15 protein-coding genes are annotated in these 17,935 nt (G+C 62.6%); 11 read left to right on the forward strand and 4 right to left on the reverse strand.

Translation table 11 applies throughout. From position 1 onward, the window contains the following. The first annotated feature begins 16 nt into the window (after positions 1 to 16). The 8 genes from AB5Y84_RS07290 (at position 17) to AB5Y84_RS07325 (ending at position 11,527) form a co-directional block, all read left to right on the forward strand. Positions 17 to 1,072, forward strand: a complete 1,056-nt coding sequence (locus tag AB5Y84_RS07290) for an efflux RND transporter periplasmic adaptor subunit (protein WP_368176706.1) — start codon at positions 17 to 19, stop codon at positions 1,070 to 1,072. Next, entirely contained in the window at positions 1,065 to 4,229 is a 3,165-nt protein-coding gene (locus AB5Y84_RS07295) for an efflux RND transporter permease subunit (protein ID WP_368176680.1), read from the forward strand. The genes AB5Y84_RS07290 and AB5Y84_RS07295 overlap by 8 nt, the downstream gene beginning before the upstream one ends. Positions 4,230 to 4,256: 27 nt before the next feature. Next, complete coding sequence (locus AB5Y84_RS07300; protein WP_368176681.1) at positions 4,257 to 5,396, forward strand: efflux RND transporter periplasmic adaptor subunit; 1,140 nt, start codon at positions 4,257 to 4,259, stop codon at positions 5,394 to 5,396. Next, entirely contained in the window at positions 5,389 to 6,078 is a 690-nt protein-coding gene (locus AB5Y84_RS07305) for an ABC transporter ATP-binding protein (protein WP_368176682.1), read from the forward strand. The genes AB5Y84_RS07300 and AB5Y84_RS07305 overlap by 8 nt, the downstream gene beginning before the upstream one ends. Next, positions 6,079 to 7,293, forward strand: coding sequence for an ABC transporter permease (locus AB5Y84_RS07310; RefSeq protein WP_021231144.1), 1,215 nt, complete (start codon positions 6,079 to 6,081; stop codon positions 7,291 to 7,293). Beyond that, positions 7,293 to 8,492, forward strand: a complete 1,200-nt coding sequence (locus AB5Y84_RS07315; protein WP_368176683.1) for an ABC transporter permease — start codon at positions 7,293 to 7,295, stop codon at positions 8,490 to 8,492. Before AB5Y84_RS07310 ends, AB5Y84_RS07315 begins: the two co-directional genes overlap by 1 nt. A gap of 101 nt (positions 8,493 to 8,593) precedes the next feature. Continuing rightward, entirely contained in the window at positions 8,594 to 9,610 is a 1,017-nt protein-coding gene (locus tag AB5Y84_RS07320) for a lipoate--protein ligase A (RefSeq protein WP_368176684.1), read from the forward strand. Positions 9,611 to 9,832: 222 nt separating this feature from the next. Next, a complete protein-coding gene (locus AB5Y84_RS07325; RefSeq protein ID WP_368176685.1) occupies positions 9,833 to 11,527 on the forward strand; it encodes an aspartate aminotransferase family protein in 1,695 nt (564 codons plus the stop codon). Between the two features lie 144 nt (positions 11,528 to 11,671). Here AB5Y84_RS07325 and AB5Y84_RS07330 read toward each other — a convergent pair whose 3' ends face one another. The 3 genes from AB5Y84_RS07330 to yiaY form a co-directional block, all read right to left on the reverse strand. Beyond that, positions 11,672 to 12,301, reverse strand: a complete 630-nt coding sequence (locus tag AB5Y84_RS07330) for an NAD(P)H-binding protein (protein WP_368176686.1) — start codon at positions 12,299 to 12,301, stop codon at positions 11,672 to 11,674. 182 nt (positions 12,302 to 12,483) lie between these two features. Then, the gene (gene bamE, locus AB5Y84_RS07335; protein WP_368176687.1) at positions 12,484 to 12,822 is read right to left on the reverse strand and encodes an outer membrane protein assembly factor BamE; all 339 of its coding nucleotides are present in this window, start codon (positions 12,820 to 12,822) and stop codon (positions 12,484 to 12,486) included. 136 nt (positions 12,823 to 12,958) lie between these two features. Continuing rightward, positions 12,959 to 14,110, reverse strand: a complete 1,152-nt coding sequence (gene yiaY, locus AB5Y84_RS07340; protein WP_368176688.1) for an L-threonine dehydrogenase — start codon at positions 14,108 to 14,110, stop codon at positions 12,959 to 12,961. Between the two features lie 382 nt (positions 14,111 to 14,492). Between yiaY and udp the strand changes: the two genes are divergently transcribed. Then, a complete protein-coding gene (gene udp / locus AB5Y84_RS07345) occupies positions 14,493 to 15,248 on the forward strand; it encodes a uridine phosphorylase (RefSeq protein WP_005337975.1) in 756 nt (251 codons plus the stop codon). Positions 15,249 to 15,402: 154 nt separating this feature from the next. Here the strand turns inward: udp and AB5Y84_RS07350 are convergent, their stop codons facing one another. Beyond that, positions 15,403 to 16,131, reverse strand: coding sequence for an RluA family pseudouridine synthase (locus AB5Y84_RS07350; protein ID WP_279498036.1), 729 nt, complete (start codon positions 16,129 to 16,131; stop codon positions 15,403 to 15,405). 222 nt (positions 16,132 to 16,353) lie between these two features. On the opposite strand from AB5Y84_RS07350, the gene rihA reads away from it, so the two are divergent. Then, a complete protein-coding gene (gene rihA, locus AB5Y84_RS07355) occupies positions 16,354 to 17,289 on the forward strand; it encodes a pyrimidine-specific ribonucleoside hydrolase RihA (protein ID WP_368176689.1) in 936 nt (311 codons plus the stop codon). A 33-nt stretch (positions 17,290 to 17,322) separates the two neighbouring features. Beyond that, positions 17,323 to 17,790: a hypothetical protein gene (locus AB5Y84_RS07360; RefSeq protein WP_100646349.1), complete on the forward strand. Its 468-nt coding sequence runs from the start codon at positions 17,323 to 17,325 to the stop codon at positions 17,788 to 17,790. Positions 17,791 to 17,935: the final 145 nt, after the last annotated feature.

The following is a 17,935-nucleotide window of genomic DNA, read 5'->3' on the forward strand; positions in this document are numbered from 1 at the left end:
GGGAAGGAGAGTAATGATGGAAAAGATCCGGTTGCTGGGGATCACCTTATTGGTGATGACATCGCAGGCCATGACATTCCCCCAGGCCTTTGCCGCAGACGGGGAGCCTATTGCCCCACTGACAGTGCCCCTGTTGACAGTGGCGCCACAGCCGGTGACCGACTGGTTGACGCTGGATGGTACCGTCAGTGCCATCAATCAGGGGACGGTGGCGGCCCAGACCAGCGGCCGGGTCTCCCGCATGCTGGTGGATGTGAACGATCAGGTGCAGGCGGGGCAGCCGCTGCTGGAGATCAGCGGCAAAGAGCAGTTTGCCGCCGTCACGGGTGCCGAGGCGCGGCTGGCGCGGGCGCAGGCCCAGCAGGTGGAAGCCGAGCGCCAGCTTGCCCGCTTTCAGGCGCTGATTGCCAAGGGGGTGATCACCCGCGCCCAGCTCGACAATGCCCAGGCGACGGATCGTGCCGCCCGCGCCGAGGTGAACGCTGCCGATGCGGCCCTCACTCAGGCCCGCGAGGCCTACGGTTATACCCGCATTCTGGCTCCCTATGCCGGGGTAGTGACCAAGAGGTTGGTGGAGTTGGGGGAGACTGTCGCCCCCGGTACCCCGCTGCTTTCCGGCTTCTCCCTCGACACCTTGCGGGTGGAGGTGGAGTTACCCCAATCCGCCCTGACGCTGGCTCGTGAGCCTGCGGATGTGCAGGTGCTGCTGCCCGATGGCAAGTCTGTTACCCCGGTCAAATTGACCCGCTTCAACTATGCCGACAGCCAGAGCCACGCCTTCAGGTTGCGCCTCGACTTGCCTCCGCAAACCACCGGGGTATTGCCCGGCATGTGGCTCAAGGTGCAGCTCAAGCAGGGTGAGCGTCAGGTGTTGCAAGTGCCGGTACGCGCCCTGCTGCGGCAAGGGGAGTTCAATGGCGTCTATCTGCAGCAGCCCGCTGGCTGGGCCCTGACGCCGGTGCGGGTCGGCTATTGCTTTGAAGGGCAGTGCGAGGTCCTGGCCGGGCTGCAAGCCGGTGACAAGTTGGCCCCCGATGCCTGGGCGCAGCAGCAGGAGGTGGCCCATGAGTAGCGAGCTGAACGGCAACAAGGAGAGGCTGGGGCCTGCCGGTCGGCTGGCTGCGCGGTTTCAGGGCTCGGCCATCACCCCGCTGCTGGCGCTGGTGGGGCTGTTGCTCGGCCTGTTTGCGGTGCTGGTGACCCCCAAGGAGGAGGAGCCGCAGATCGATGTCACCTTCGCCGATGTCTACATTCCCTTCCCAGGAGCCAGCCCGGCTGAAGTGGCCTCTCTCGTCACCACCCCTGCCGAGCAGGTGGTCTCCCAGATAAAGGGGATTGATACTCTCTACTCTTTCTCCCAACCCGATGGCGCCCTGCTGGTGGTGGTGTTCAAGGTGGGGGTGAGCCGTGAGCAGGCCATCGTCGATCTCAACAACCAGCTCGACTCCAACCGCGACTGGTTGCCACAGGGGATCGGAGTCGGTCAGCCGCTGGTGAAACCCCGGGGGATCGATGATGTCCCCATCGTCAGTTTGACCTTATGGAGCAAAGAGGGGAGCAAGCAACTGGGGGCACCCGAGCTGACCCGGGTCGCCCATGAGCTGGAGACCGAACTCAAGCGCATTCCCGGTACCCGCGATATTTACACGCTGGGCAGCCAGAGCGCCGTGTTGCGGGTGATGCCGGATCCGGTGGCCCTCAGCGCCCACGGCATCAGCTGGGGCGATCTGAGCCAGCGACTGGCGGCCGCCAATCAGGTAGGCACCACACAGGCTATCGAGCAGAACAACAGTGAGATCAAGGTGCAGGTGGGGCAGTTCCTGCAAAGTGAGCAGGAGGCTAGAGAGCTGGTAGTGGGGCTGCACGACGGCAAGCCGGTCTATCTGGGGGATGTGGCCAGGGTCTCGCTGGGTCAGGAGACTCCGACCAAACGCAGCTGGATGGGGATGGGGCAGGCCAGTTATCCGGCGGTGACCCTGGCCATCGGCAAGCAGCCGGGCCAGAACGCGGTTGATGTGGCCAAGCGGGTGGAGGCGCGGGTCGAGAGTCTCAAGAATCGGCTTATTCCGGCCGGGGTCGAGGTGACGGTGACCCGGGACTACGGCGTCACCGCCGAGACCAAATCCAACACCCTGATCGGCAAGCTGATTTTTGCCACCACGGCGGTGGTGCTGCTGGTGCTGGTGAGCATGGGCTGGCGCGAGGCTCTGGTGGTGGGCGTTGCCATCGTCATCACCCTGGCGCTGACTCTGTTTGCCAGCTGGGCCTGGGGCTTTACCCTCAACCGGGTGTCACTGTTTGCGCTGATCTTCTCCATCGGCATTCTGGTGGATGACGCCATAGTCGTGGTGGAGAACATCCACCGCCATCGCGGTTTGGGCAAGGGGGCGCTCAAGGATCTGATTCCGGGGGCGGTGGACGAGGTGGGGGGGCCGACCATACTGGCGACCCTGACCGTCATCGCGGCCTTGCTGCCGATGGCCTTTGTCAGCGGCCTGATGGGCCCTTACATGAGCCCCATCCCCATCAATGCTAGCATGGGGATGCTCATCTCCCTGCTGGTGGCCTTTATCTTCTCCCCCTGGCTGGCGAGTCATTTGCTCAAGGGGGAGGTGCACGGTGCCCACGGTGAAGCCAAGGCTGGTCTCTTTCACCGGCTGATGACCCCTTTTCTGATCGGTGATGGCGCCAAGAAGGCCAGACGCAAGCTCTGGCTGGTGGTGTTGCTGCTGGTCGGGGCGGCTACCGCCATGCCGGTGGTGCAGTGGGTGGTGCTCAAGATGCTCCCTTTTGACAACAAGTCGGAATTTCAGCTGGTGCTCGATATGCCGGAGGGGGCGACCCTGGAGCAGACCGAGCGCACCCTACTGGCGGTCGGGCGGGAGCTTGCCAAGGTGGAGGAGGTGAAGGATTACCAGATCTACGCCGGCACCGCCGCCCCCATCAATTTCAACGGCCTGGTTCGTCACTACTTTATCCGCAGCGGCGCCAACGTGGGGGATATTCAGGTCAATCTGGTGGACAAGCATGAGCGGGATCGCAGTAGCCACCAGATTGCCCAGTCGGTTCGGGAGCCGCTGCAGGCCATCGCCAGTGCGGCAGGGGGCAACCTGAAAGTCGTTGAGGTGCCGCCCGGCCCACCGGTCTGGTCACCCATCGTTGCGGAAGTGTATGGCCCGACGCCTGCCGCCCGTGAAGCGGCGGCGCGCGCCGTACAGGCCCGTTTTGTGGCCACGGCGGATCTGGTGGATGTGGATATCTATCTGACCGACCCGCAGCCCAAGTGGCGGCTGGTGGTGGATCGCAGCAAGGCGGCCCTGCTCGGGGTCGCTCTCGGGGATCTGGTGAACACCCTCAATGGCGGGGTGGGTTATCAGGATGCCAGCTGGCTGCAGGGTCACGGCGCCAAGTATCCGGTGCCGATCCGCATCGAACTGGCACCCGGTGACAAACGGGATCTGGCGGGCGTACTGGCCCTCAAGGTGCGCAGCCAGAGCGGCCAGCTGGTGCGGGTCTCCGAGCTGGTGAGTCGCCGTGATGAGGTGGCCCCCAGCTATATCATGCACAAGAACATGCAGCCCATGGTGATGGTGGTGGCCGACATGGGTGGCCACACCGACAGCCCGCTCTACGGCATGTTTGCCGCCGGTGCCGATATCGACCTGCCCCAATATTACGTGCAGCAGCCCGACAAGCTGGGGGAGGGGGCGCTGTTGTGGGACGGTGAGTGGAAGATCACCTACGAGACCTTCCGCGACATGGGTATCGCCTACGGAGTGGGGATGATCCTCATCTATCTGCTGGTGGTGGCCCAGTTCCGCTCCTATCTGGTGCCGCTCATCATCATGGCTCCCATTCCGCTCACCATCATAGGGGTGATGCCGGGCCACGCCCTGTTGGGGGCCCAGTTTACCGCCACCTCGATGATCGGGATGATCGCCCTGGCCGGGATCATCGTACGCAACAGCATCCTGCTGGTGGACTTTATCGAGCAGCAGCGCAGCGCCGGAGTGGCGTTCGAGCAGGCGGTGATCGAAGCGGCGCAGGTGCGGGCCAAACCCATCATGCTGACGGCGCTGGCGGCGATGATCGGGGCTCTGTTTATCCTCGATGATCCCATCTTCAACGGACTGGCCATCAGCCTGATTTTCGGGATCCTGGTCTCCACTTTGCTCACCCTGGTGGTGATACCCTTGCTCTATTATGCCCTGCTCTCCCGACGCTCATGACGGGAGTCACTAGCGAAAGGATGCGCGATGAAGAGAGGTTGGTTGTGGTGGGGAAGTGGCGCCGTGGTGGCGGTGGCTGCTGTGGCATGGTGGTGGCGACCGCAGCCGACGCCGATCAGGCTGGCTGAGGTCGGGCGGGGGGATGTGCTGGTCACCGTGGTCAACACCCGGGCTGGCACCATCAAGTCGTGTCAGCGGGCCGGGCTCAGTCTGCCCGGTGGCGGCGTGGTGGAGCAGATCGCCGTCAAGGCCGGAGAGCGGGTAGCCCGGGGAGATCTGCTGCTGACCCTCTGGAGTGACGATATTCACGCCGATCTTGCCCGTGCCCGTGCCCAGCAGGCCCTTGGCAAGACCCAGCGCGAGGAGCGTTGCAGCGAGGCGGCCTACTACGAGCGGGAGGCCAACCGGCTGGCCACCTTGCTGGCCAAAAATCTCACCTCTCGCACCCTCGCCGAGCAGGCCCAGAATCTGGCCGATACCCGCCGCTATGTCTGTCAGGCATCCCGTCAGCAGGAGCGGGTTGACGAGGCGCAGGTCGCCCAGGTGGAGGCTCGCTTGAGCGAGCGTCGCCTGCTGGCGCCGTTTGCCGGGGTGGTGGCGGAGGTCAACAGCAAGCTGGGCGAATACATGACCCCCTCACCGCCCGGAGTGGCCATGCCTCCGGTGATCGATCTTATCGACGATCGCTGTCTCTATGTCTCAGCCCCCATCGATGAGGTGGATGCTGCCCGCCTCAAGGTGGGCCAGTCTGCCCGGGTACTGCTCGATGCCATGCCCGGGCGCGATTTTGCCGCTACCGTCACCCGTATCGCCCCCTATGTGAAGGAGCTGGAGAAGCAGGCCCGCACCGTGGAAGTGGAGGCTACGCTCACTGCCCTGCCCACCGATGTCCCCCTGCTTATCGGCTACAGCGCCGACCTTGAAGTCGAGGTGACCCGCGCCACCGATGTGCTGCGGGTGGCGGCCAGCAGCCGGGCCGACGATGGCAGCGTGCTGCGGCTGGAAGGGGATAAGCTGGTGCGGGTGGTGCCCCGCTGGGGGGTGGAAAACTGGAACTGGATTGAGGTGGCCGAGGGGCTCGCCGCCGGTGATCGGCTGGCAGCCCAGCCCGGACAGATTGTCGGGGAGGGCCCTTTCAGCGCCGCCACGGAGCAGACGGATGAGTGATCTCATTCGCCTTGATGCCGTCAGCCGTCGTTTCACTCTGGGGGGGAGCGAGGTGGCTGCCCTCGATCGCGTATCCCTGCGGGTTGCCGAGGGGGAGTATCTGGCGGTGATGGGCCCCTCGGGCTCCGGCAAATCGACCCTGCTCAATGTGTTGGGGCTGCTGGATCGGCCAGACGAGGGGCGCTACTGGCTGGGAGGGGAGGACACCGCCACCCTGTCAGAACCCGCATTGGCCCAGCTGCGCGGCCATCGCATCGGTTTCGTGTTCCAGTCATTTCACCTCATCTCCCGCCTCACCGCCCGTGAAAACGTCGAGCTGCCGCTGATGCTGTGCGGGATCGCCCCTGCCGAGCGCCATCGCCGAAGCCAGCAGTTGCTGGGAGAGCTGGGGCTGGAGAACCGGGCCGGACACCGCCCTGCCGAGCTTTCCGGCGGTCAGCGTCAGCGGGTAGCCATCGCACGAGCCATGGCAATGGCGCCGCGGCTGATCCTGGCCGACGAACCTACCGGCAATCTCGACTCCCGCTCCGGGGAGGAGGTGATTAGCCTGCTGGAGGGGCTCAACCGGGAGCAGGGGATCACGCTGGTGGTGGTGACCCACGATCCGCGCCTCGGTGAGCGTGCGGGCAGGCGGATCCTGATGAACGATGGCCGAATCAACACTGATAGCGGCGGGGGCTGAATGAGGCGGCCCGATGTAATCCGCTTTGCTGCCGTGGCGTTATTGCGTCAGCGTTCACGGGCGCTGGTCTTGATCCTGGCGGTGAGTCTGAGCGTCACCTCGGTGCTGCTGCTCACCGCGCTGGGGGAGGGGGCGAGGCGCTATGTGGCCGACCAGTTCAGCTCCCTTGGCAAGGATCTGCTGGTGATGTTCCCGGGCCGCAAGGAGACCACCGGCGGGCTGCCGCCGGTCACCGGCAACAGTCTGCGGCAGATCACCCTCGATGACATGCACTACCTTGGCCAGCATCAGCCAAACGTGCGGCTGGTGCCGCTGGTGATGGGCTTTGCCGAGGCCAAACAGGGGGCGCGGCTGCGCCAGACCATGCTGCTTGGCAGCAGCAACGGGCTGCGCGATACCCACGGGCTGGAGCTGCTCTCCGGCCGCTGGCTGCCGGGGGATGCCGCAGAGGATCGACCGGCCGTCCTGCTCGGGGCCAAGGTGGCCCGTGAGCTGTTCGGTCAGGCCGATCCGGTCGGCCAGTGGCTGCGTTTTGACAATCGTCGCTTTCGGGTGGTGGGGGTCTTCACCAGCCAGAGCAGCAATCTAGGGATGGACATGGCCGAAGCCGCGCTGATCCCGGTCGGTAGCGCCATGCGGCTGTTTAATACCGAGGGGCTGTTTCGGCTGCTGATCCAGCCGCTAGCGGGGCAAGCGGTGCCGCCGCTGGTCAAGCGACTGGAGCAGCTGATGCAGGGGCGCCACGGGGTGCTCGATGTGACCGTGGTGCGCCGTGACGCCATGCTGGCCACCTTCTCCACCATTCTCTCGACCCTCACCCTGGCCGTTGCCGGCATCGGCGCCATCAGCCTGCTGGTCTCCGGCATCATGATGATGAATCTGGCGCTGATCAGCACCCGCCAGCGCACCGGCGAGATCGGCCTGCTCAAGGCACTGGGGGCCGACAGTCGCCAGATCCGCCAGCTGTTTTTGTGGGAGGCGCTGCTGCTAAGCGGCAGTGGCGCGCTGTTTGGCACGGTCTTGGGCTATGCCCTTGTTGCACTCGCCGGAGTGATTTGGCCCGGATTTCCGGCGGCGGTCCCTCTGCTCGCTACTTTCTGCACCATACCGGCGGCCCTGCTGACCGGGCTGTTTTTTAGCTGGCTGCCCGCCTCCCGGGCGGCACGGCAAGATCCGGTCAGCAGCCTGCGCAGCGGGCAGTGGAGCGGTGGCTGATGCGCGCCGCTGATCTGCTGTTCTGGCTCTGGCGCGCCTTGCTGGCTGGGCGCAGTCGCAGCCTGCTGTCGGCGCTCGGCATTGCCATCGGGATCGCCTCGGTGACCCTGCTCACCGGCATCGGCGAGGGGCTCAGGCTCTATCTGCTCGACAGCTTCTCCCAATTTGGCACCCGGTTGATCGCCGTGACCCCGGGCAAGACCGAAACCGCAGGCGGCCCGCCCGGCATCCTCTCCAGCAGCCGTCCCCTGCTGCTGGAGGATGCCGATGCCCTCGCCAGATTGGCAGGGGTAGAGGCGGCGCTCCCTGTGGTGCAGGGGCAAGGGGAGGTGCGCAGCCGCGGATTGACCCGCAGCACCGCCATTCTGGGCACAGGTCCGGCTGCGCTCTCCGGCTGGCGGCTCACCCTGGTGCAGGGGCGTTTTCTGCCTGCGGATGACAGTGCCATGCCCCGCGCCTATGCGGTGCTGGGGGCCAAGGTGGCGGCTGAGCTGTTTCCCGGTGGCGATGCGCCGGGCAGTCTGCTGCGGGCCGGTGATCGCCGTTTTCGGGTGGCCGGAGTACTTGCCCCCAAGGGGCAATTTCTGGGCTTTGATCTGGACGACATGATCTATCTGCCCGCCGCTCACGCCCAGGCGCTGTTCAACAAGGAGGGGCTGCAGGAGATCGACGTCATCTATCGCTCCGGACAGACGGAGGCCGATATCACCGCCCAGATCAGGCGGGTGCTGATCGCCCGCCACGGCGCCGAGGACTTCACCCTCACCTCCCAGCAGGACATGCTGAGCAGCCTCGACAAAATACTCTCCATCATCAAGCTGGCGGTTGGCGGGCTCGGCATTATCTCGCTGCTGATCGGGGCGGTCGGCATCTTCAGCATCATGAGCATCGCCCAGCAGGAGCGGATCCCCGAGGTGGGCTTGCTGATGGCGTTGGGTTGTCCACGGCGGCGCATTCTATTGCTGTTCCTGCTCGAAGCCGTGGTGTTGGCGCTGCTGGGCGGGGCCATGGGGTTGGCCCTGCTCGGCGGGCTCAAGCTGCTGCTCACCCTGCTGGCGGCCGGCTTGCCGCTCACCCTCCATCCTCTCTATCTGCTGCTGGCGCTCGGTTGCAGCGCCCTGGTTGGCCTGCTGGCCGGGGTCGCCCCTGCCTTGCGGGCAGTGCGTCTCGAGCCCGTGGTTGCCCTGCGGGGGGATTGACCCCGCCGATGAGGGGGCACGAGCAGGGCTTGTGGCAAGATGTTACTATCCGCTGCTCGGATTATTGACTGCTTCCCTAATGACTTGATAAAGGCTTTCCCATGACAGCTCTGCGTCTGCTTGTCTCTGACTCTCACGATCCCCTGTTCAATCTGGCCGTTGAGGAGTGCATCTTCCGCCAGATGGACCCCGGCCAGCGGGTGCTGTTCCTCTGGCGCAATGCCAATACCGTGGTGATTGGCCGTGCCCAGAATCCGTGGAAGGAGTGCAATACCCGCCGCATGGAGGAGGACGGGGTCACCCTGGCGCGTCGCAGCAGCGGTGGCGGCGCCGTGTTCCACGACCTTGGCAACAGCTGCTTCACCTTCATGGCGGGCAAGCCGGAGTATGACAAGAGCGTCTCCACCGCCATCGTGCTGGATGGGCTTAAGCGATTGGGGATCGAGGCGTTTGCCTCCGGTCGCAACGATCTGCTGGTGGCGACCCCGGACGGGGAGCGCAAGGTATCGGGGTCGGCCTATCGGGAGACTCTGGATCGCGGGTTCCACCACGGCACCCTGCTGCTGGATGCCGATCTCGGCCGCCTTGCCAACTACCTCAACCCCGACCCCAAGAAGCTGGCGGCCAAGGGGATCACCTCGGTGCGCAGCCGGGTGGCCAATCTGTGCGAACTGCTGCCGGGGATCGACCATCAACAGGTGAGCGAGGCGCTGCAGGAGGCCTTTTTCCACCATTACGGCGCGCGAGTTGAGCCCGAGCATATCTCCCCGGAGCAGATGCCGGATCTGCCGGGCTTTGCCGAGACCTTCGCCCGCCAGCACAGTTGGGAGTGGAACTACGGCCATGCACCGGCTTTCAGCCATCTGCTGGAGGAGCGGTTCAGCTGGGGCGGGGTGGAGCTGCACTTTGATGTGGAGAAGGGGGTCATCACCCGGGCACAGCTCTTTAGCGATACTCTGGAGCCGGCCCCGTTTGATCGGCTGGCGGCCGAACTGGCGGGTTGCGGCTATCGACCGGACGCTGTTGCCGCGCGCCTGCAGCCCTGGCTGGCGGCTTTCCCACATCAGCAGGGCGAGCTGGCGGAGTTTGCCGAGTGGCTGTTGGCCTCCCTGCGTTGAGGGGGCGCTGCGCGGATGGCGGTCCGGTAGTGAGGGCGCAGTCAGCCAGGATGGGAGCAAGATCACGAAATATAAAGAGGCGCCTCAAAGGCGCCTTTTTGCCAGCCCTTGTGATGACTGATACATGACAAAAAGTAGGGTAGGCCATTAGATATTGTCACTGTCGGCCCCGCTGCCTCAGGGGTATAACGGCCGCACATTTGCTGTGCTAATGGTATAAAAATGAGTGACTTAGTTTATCTGCAAGACGAAAACGTCAATGCCGTCCACCCCGATTTTTCCGCCCGTTTCGCCACCGTCAAAGCCAACTTTTTCTCGCGCAATCCCGATCTCTGGCCCGTTTTTCGCGAACCCGGATTTGCCACCCTCAACGAATTTCGGGTCCGTGGCCTGGCCCCCGATGCCCGTTTGAATGACTGGCCTGATGGCCGTGCCCGCCTGGCCGATCTCTGCGAGACCATGCCGGTGCCCGCCACCATGCGCACCCCGGGCGAGCCGATGGCCGAGCTGCTGTTTGCCGCTGCTCTATCGAAGGATTGGGAGAACCCCTCCAGCGTCGAGAACGTCATCACCATGTCGGCGGATCCCGCCATCTACGGTGCCCAGCTGGGCATTCTGGCCAACCCCAATCTGGTCTACTCCGAATATGCCGGAGTGGCCGAGGAGCTGGAGAAAAAGGTAGTGCGCCAGATTGCCCTGCTGGCGGGTTACGACCCGGCTCGCGCCACCGGCATCTTCACCCAGGGGGGGACCTTCTGTAACCTCTATGGCTACTTGCTCGGCATTCGCAAAAGCTTGCCGGAGGCCAAGCACAAGGGGCTCGGCCACTATCAGGATTACCGCATCATCAACTCCCAGGGCGGTCACTACTCCAACATCACCAACCTCTCCCTGCTCGGGGTCGATATCGAGAACAAGACCATCCGCATTCAGGTCGGCGAGAACAACGACATCGATCTCGACCACCTCGAACGCACCCTGACCGCCTGTTTTGCCCTGAAACACGTGGTGCCCACCATCATGCTCACCATGGGCACCACCGACACCTTCGGGGTGGATCAGGTGAAACCCGTGTTCGAGCTGCGCAATCGCCTCTGCGAGCAGTTCGAGGTGGCGGTCAAGCCCCATATCCACGTCGACGCCGCTATCGGCTGGTCGATGATCTTCTTCCTGGGTTACGACTTTGCCGCCAACCCGCTCGCCATCAACAGCGCCACCCTGGCGGGGATCGAGCGCAACGTGGCACGCTTTGCCGAGCTGAAATATGCCGACTCCTTCACCGTCGATTTCCAGAAGTGGGGCTATGTACCCTACACCTCCAGTCTGGTGATGATTAAAGAGCAGGATGACCTCAAGGCGATGGAGAATGACCCGGAGAACTTCTCCTACTTCGAGCGGGACATTCAGGGCCAGACCCACCTGCAATCCACCATCGAGTGCTCCCGCGGCGCGAGCGGTCTGTTCGGTGCCTATGCAGCGCTCAACTACATGGGGGTGGAGGGGTATCGCACCGTGCTGGCCCACTGCCTGCAAAATGCCAACTACTTCCGCTTCCGGTTAAGCCAGCTGGGCAACGTCAAGCTGGTGGCGCAGGAGAATCAGGGGCCGAGCGTCGGCTTCAAGATCTACAACCCCGAGTGGGTGAGCGATCCGGAGGCCGAATTTGCCTTCGAGTTGGCCCGCTCCAGTGACCCTGCCTACAAGGCGCGACTGCAGCGCAATACCGATTACCACCGCAGCCTGTTCAAGGGGCGCGGCAAGGTTGGGCTCTACACCAACTGGGTGGAGGCGGTGGCCCACTCCGACTATGACGCCCGCGGCAAGTACTCCTACATCGCCGGGGAGAAGGCGGTATTTATGAACCCTGCCTGCACTCGCGAGCAGATCGACGCCTTTATCGACCATATTTGCGGTTGATGGATGTTGCCCTGACAGTCGAGCGCGGCCTGTGATGGCAAGAGGCGGTCAGGGTACATCGCCAACAGATAAACAAAGGGCAAGCCAATTGGCTTGCTCTTTTGTTTTTGCAGCACTGTGCGTAAGTAGTGGGGAAGGCCTAGTTCAGAGGGCCAGCAGTTGCTCGTTCTCGACAATCTCGCATCCGGCGGGCAGTTTCGAGAGGGCGATCATGGCGCGAGCCACCTGACGGGCCTCGATGGCGCGCCAGCGGGCGAGCTTGCCCACCAGCAGTGGCCGAAACAGCGGGTAGATGGTCTGAAAGATCTGCTCGGAGAGGCGCGGTGGCTGGCGATCCCCGAGCAGCATGGCGGGCCGCACGATGGCGAGCCGTGGCCAGGATTGGGCCAGCAGGGCCTGCTCCATCTCCCCCTTGGTACGCGGATAGAGCGCCGGGGACGATGTGCTGGCTCCCATGCTTGAGACCACGATGAGGCGTTGACAGCCGTGGCGGCGGGCCAGTTCGGCAAAGGCGACCACATAGTCGAGATCGACCCGGCGAAACGCCTCGGCAGAGCCCGCCTCCTTGCGGGTGGTACCGAGGGCACAGAAAGCGATATCGACCGGGCGGGAGAGGGTGACGCTAGCCAGATCATCAAAATTGACCGGCAGCCAGTGGTGCGCCTCCTTGCCCGGCTTGCGACAGAGCAGAGTCAGTTCATGTTCGGCAGGCAGTTGCTGCACCAGTTCGCGACCGATCAGGCCGCTGGCTCCGGCAATCAGGATCCGGCTCATGGGGATTCTCCCTGTGTCATTCGATGGTGTTGATGCCATGGTGGCTGCTCATCAGCATCAGGCAATTTGCGAGCAGCTGCAATGGGGGAGATGACACTGTATCCCCTGACAGGATCAAGGGCAGGATGAATTACGCGGGGCTGGATAAAACAAAACCGGCGCGAGGCCGGTTTTGCGGGATATCAGAGCGGGGTATTGAAAGCTGCTGGCAGCGGGAAGTCACCCGTCACTGTGGTCAGCCTGTCATTGGCGAAGGTGACGGTGAGCTCTTTGCGCTCCTTGTTGCCGTGGCCCGGCTGGAATTCATAGAGGTAGTACCAGGTGTTGGGGTCAAAGCCGTCACGCAGCATGGGGGTCCCCAGCACATAGCTGACCTGCTCGCGGGTCATCCCCTGGCGCAGTTTGTCGACCTGTTTTTGTTCCACATAGTTGCCCTGAGGAATATCGATACGATAGACCAGGCTGCAACCGGAGAGGGTGAGGGCGGTCAAAGCCGCGGCAATCAGGTGTTTCATCCGCATATCGAGTTCAGATCATCCATACAGTCTTTTTGGCTCGGCAAATCATACCGACTCCCTCCACGGAAGTAAAAAGCCATTGATCCATCAGCCAATAAAAAGGGTCGCACTGCGACCCTTTCTGGCAATCCGGCTGCTGTTACATCGCCGCGCGGAAGATGGCGACGATCTCTTCGTGGCTGGCCTGTTTCGGGTTGGTGAAACCGCAGGCATCTTTCAGGGCGTTGCTAGCCAGAGTGCCGAAGTCATCGGCCTTGACGCCGAGCTGCTCCAGACCGGCCGGGATCTTCACATCCATCGCCAGTTGCTTGATGGCGGCAATGGCAGCGGCGGCGCCCTGCTCGTCGTTCATGGCACTCACATCCACACCCATGTAGCGGGCGACATCCTTCAGACGAGCGGCGCTCACCTGGGCGTTGAACGCCTGAACGTGGGGTAGCAGCACGGCGTTGCAGACACCGTGGGGCAGGTCATAGAAGCCGCCCAGCTGGTGGGCCATGGCGTGCACATAGCCCAGGCTTGCGTTGTTGAAAGCCATGCCGGCCAGGAACTGGGCATAAGCCATCTGCTCGCGGGCATGCAGGTCATCGCCATGGTGAACGGCGGTGCGCAGGTGCTTGGCAATCAGCTCGATGGCCATCACGGCGCTGGCATCGGTCACCGGGGTGGCGATGGTGGAGACATAGGCTTCGATGGCGTGGGTCAGGGCATCCATGCCGGTGGCGGCGGTGAGACCGGCTGGCTTGGCCAGCATCAGCTCGGGGTCGTTGACCGACATCAGCGGGGTAACGTGCTTGTCGATGATGGCCATTTTCACGTGGCGCGCTTCGTCGGTGATGATGCAGAAGCGGGTCATCTCGGAGGCGGTACCGGCGGTGGTGTTGATGGCGATAAGCGGCAACTGCGGCTTGGCGGAGCGATCCACCCCTTCGTAATCCTTGATGCTGCCACCGTTGGCGGCGACCAGCGCGATGCCCTTGGCGCAGTCGTGGGGCGAGCCGCCACCCAGCGAGATGACACAATCGCAGCCGTTGGCCTTGATCATGGCCAGACCCGCTTCGACGTTGCTGGTAGTGGGGTTGGGTTTGGTCTCATCGAAAACAGCGCTTTCAATACCATGTTCAGCCAGCAGGGTGGTGAGCTTGGCGACCACGCCGATCTGGTTGAGAATTTTGTCGGTGACGATCAACGCCTTGCGATAGCCGTAACCCTTGATATCGGCGGTAGCCTCTTGCAGACAGCCGGCACCCATCAGGTTGATAGCGGGAATATAGAATTTGAATGTAGCCATGATGGACTTCCTATAGTTAGCCATTAAGTGGTAGTTGAGAGTTAGGCTACCATCTAGAAAGGGATACAAAAGCATCTTGTTTACAACTTTACGGGGTCGATCACGAGTCGTTAATTAAGCGCTGAACCAGGCTTGACTTTCCCGCATCTGACTCGATTGGCAGAAAAACGTTTGTCAATTATTTCATTGAGTTAGCAAACGTTTTGCGCGATGTTTGTCACTGTCAATGCGTGGAAGTGTGAGGCGCTTCAAGGAATTGGAAAGCGCTTTCGACCATAGTTGGCGCCTCCCCAAAGAGGGGGGTAAAGGCTTGAAAGTATCATAAAGAATCATCTTAACTTGTGCCCTGACCATGCTGGCAGGGGGCAACCAGGAGTCCAATATGTCTGATGTATTTCACTTGGGTTTGAAGAAAGCGGATCTGCAAGGCGCCACCCTGGCGATCGTCCCCGGTGACCCCGAGCGCGTGAAGCGTATCGCAGAGCTGTTGGATAACCCGGTGCACCTGGCCAGCCATCGTGAATTCACTACCTGGCGTGGCGAGATGGACGGCAAGGCCGTGATCATCTGCTCTACCGGTATCGGTGGCCCGTCCACCTCCATCGCGGTAGAAGAGCTGGCCCAGCTGGGCATCCGCACCTTCCTGCGTATCGGCACCACTGGCGCCATCCAGCCGCACTTGAACGTGGGTGACGTGATCGTGACCACCGGTTCCGTGCGCCTCGACGGTGCCAGCCTGCACTTCGCACCGATGGAGTTCCCGGCTGTTGCCGACTTCGACTGCACCACAGCGCTGGTGAACACCGCCAAAGAGATGGGCTCCAAGCTGCACATCGGTGTGACTGCCTCCTCTGACACCTTCTACCCGGGTCAGGAGCGTTACGACACCGTATCCGGCCGTGTAGTGAGCCGTTTCCAGGGTTCCATGAAAGAGTGGCAAGCCATGGGCGTGCTGAACTATGAGATGGAGTCCGCAACCCTGCTGACCATGTGCTCCAGCCAGGGCCTGCGTGCCGGTATGGTGGCTGGCGTTATCGTCAACCGTACCCAGCAAGAGATCCCGAACGCCGAGACCATGGCGAAGACCGAATCTGATGCCATCAAGATCGTACTGGGCGCTGCCCGCAAGCTGATCTGATAGCACCACAAAGAGTGGGGGGTGGGGGCCGTTGCGAAAGCTCGGCCCCTATCTTTATCCGCCGTTTACCGCTTTTCCTCTCCCGTCACCCCTTTCTCTATTCCCGCCGCACTCGCGTCTATTGCCATCTACTGACGACCTCTACTGATTGCTCCTAAAAAGGCGCTGCACAGCGGATCTGCATCGGATCTCCGCTCACCGGATGAGTAAAATCCAGCTCGCTGGCATGCAGCATCAGCCGCGGTGCCTGTTCGCAGCCGGCTGGCAGCAGTCCGCCATAGAGATCGCAGCCGAGGATGGGGTGGCCCAGCAGCTGGCTATGGATGCGCAGCTGATGGGTGCGGCCGGTCTCCGGCAGCAGTCGTACCCGGGTCAAAGGCACGGTTTGTCCCTGCATCTGCTGCTCCAGCCGCTCAACTACCTGATAGCGGGAGCGAGCGGGTTTGCCACTGGCGGCGCAGATCTTCATCAGCGGGAAAATGGCCGGGTCCTTGGCGATGGGGGCGTCGATAACCCCTTCGTCGTCAATCAGATGACCGCACAACAGGGCGCTGTAGGCTTTGCTCACCGCCCGCTGGCTGAACTGCTGGCAGAGCAGGGCATTGATGGCCTTGTTTCTGGCGACCACCATGATGCCTGAGGTGCCAAAATCTAGGCGATGCACCAGAGTGCAGCCTGGGAAATCCTGCACCAGTCGATAGTGAACTGAGTCGAGGTTCTGCGGGTTCTTGCCTGACAGACTCAGCAGGCCGCTCGGCTTGTTGATGAGCAACAGATGCTCATCCTCAAACAGGGTCTCGATGGCGGCACTGCAGGGCGGGGCGATAAAGGTGTCGAGGATAACGGACATAGGTGGCAAAGGCTGGAAACGGGGTGCGATCATACCCGAACCGGCGCGGCCGGGCGAATGGGCGGTGCGCTGCCTCGGAAAATGAACGGCATGACGCCATGCAACCTATTGATAATGAGCCGCGTTGAGCGGGGCGGTGTACAGTGCAAACCGCCCAGGTCAGCAACAAGGCCCCGTTTTGTGACCCCCTCCCGAGTTCATCCGAGGCTTGCTTGTTAAGGTATGGCTCCCTGTTATGTTGTAAGGACTCATCCCATGGCACTGTCCGTTATTCTCGATTGTGATCCCGGCCACGACGACGCCATCGCCCTCATTCTGGCGCTGGCCAGCCCTGAACTTGACGTGCTGGCGGTCACCACCAGCGCGGGCAACCAGACGCCGGACAAGACCCTCAACAATGCCCTGCGCATCCTCACCTTGCTGGGGCGTGACGATATTCCGGTGGGGGCGGGGGCACCGAAACCGCTGGCCAGGGAGCTTATCATCGCCGACAACGTCCATGGCGAATCGGGTCTTGATGGCCCCAAACTGCCGGATCCCGCCTTTGCACCGCAGGGGATGACGGGGATCGAGCTGATGGCCAGATGTCTGCGCGAGAGCCCGGAGCCCGTGACTCTGGTGCCAACCGGCCCGCTGACCAATATCGCCCTGCTGCTGGCGGCACATCCCGAGCTCAAACCCAGGATTGCTCGCATCGTGCTGATGGGGGGCGCCGCAGGGGCTGGCAACTGGACGCCGGCGGCGGAATTCAATATTTATGTGGACCCGGAAGCGGCCGATATGGTCTTTAAGTCGGGTATCCCCATCACCATGTGTGGCCTTGATGTGACCCATGAGGCGCAGGTGATGGATGAGGATATCGCGCGGGTGCGCGCCATCACCAATCCGGTGGCACAGTGCGTGGCCGAGCTGCTCGACTTTTTCATGATCTACCATCGGGATCCCAAGTGGGGATTTGCTGGTGCACCGCTCCACGACCCCTGTACCATTGCCTGGTTGCTGGCTCCCGAGCTGTTCCACGGAGTCGAGTGCCGGGTCGATATTGAGACCAGCGGGGAGCATACCGTGGGGATGACGGTGGTGGATCGTTATGGTCTGAACGGCAAGCTAGCCAATGCGCTGGTATTGTTGGGGCTGGATCGTCCGGGCTTTATCGATCTGCTGGTGACGCGGCTGCGGGCGTTTGACTGAGCGCCGGTTCATTTTTGCAAGAAGGGGCGGGGAATGTGGAAAAGAGGCTTGGTGCTGCTGGCCGGGTTGCAACTGACAGGCTGTGCGACGCCATTCGAGCGGATGTGGCAGGGGCTGGCGACCTGTGAATTTACCGATCTCTATGTGGATGAGACGGGCAGGCCCGCCAATCTACAACTGGCCAACTACACCCCCTACAAGGTGAGCGACGGCTTTGCCTGGTACAAGGTGCACGAGGAGCTACACGGCTTGCCGGTGGTCGGCTTTATCGTGCCCGCTTCCAGCTTCGAAGTGCACGCTCTCTTTGTCGATACTCCCATCGCCAATGCCCGCCGGTTGACCCACAACGCCTACGGCAGCGAGTTTGGCGACGAGCAGAAGCATGACGATGGGTTGGCGCCCCTGCTGCTGCGCGATCCCAACAACCCCAAGCGCTCCATCATCGACTGCACCCGCGGCGAGTCTGACGGGGAACTGGAAGATTCGGCCATGCCCGAGTAGGGCCACCTGTCACGCCATCGGCCTGAAAAAAGAGGGGCCAGCCTTGCCGGCTGGCCCCTCTTTTTTATTGTTGCTTAGCGCCCTGATCAGGGATAGCTCAGCGTCTCCTTGATAAGCGGCAGCTGGGCCTTAATCCATGCCGGAT

This window comes from Aeromonas sp. s11 (assembly GCF_040907945.1).
GTDB classification, from domain to species: domain Bacteria; phylum Pseudomonadota; class Gammaproteobacteria; order Enterobacterales; family Aeromonadaceae; genus Aeromonas; species Aeromonas veronii.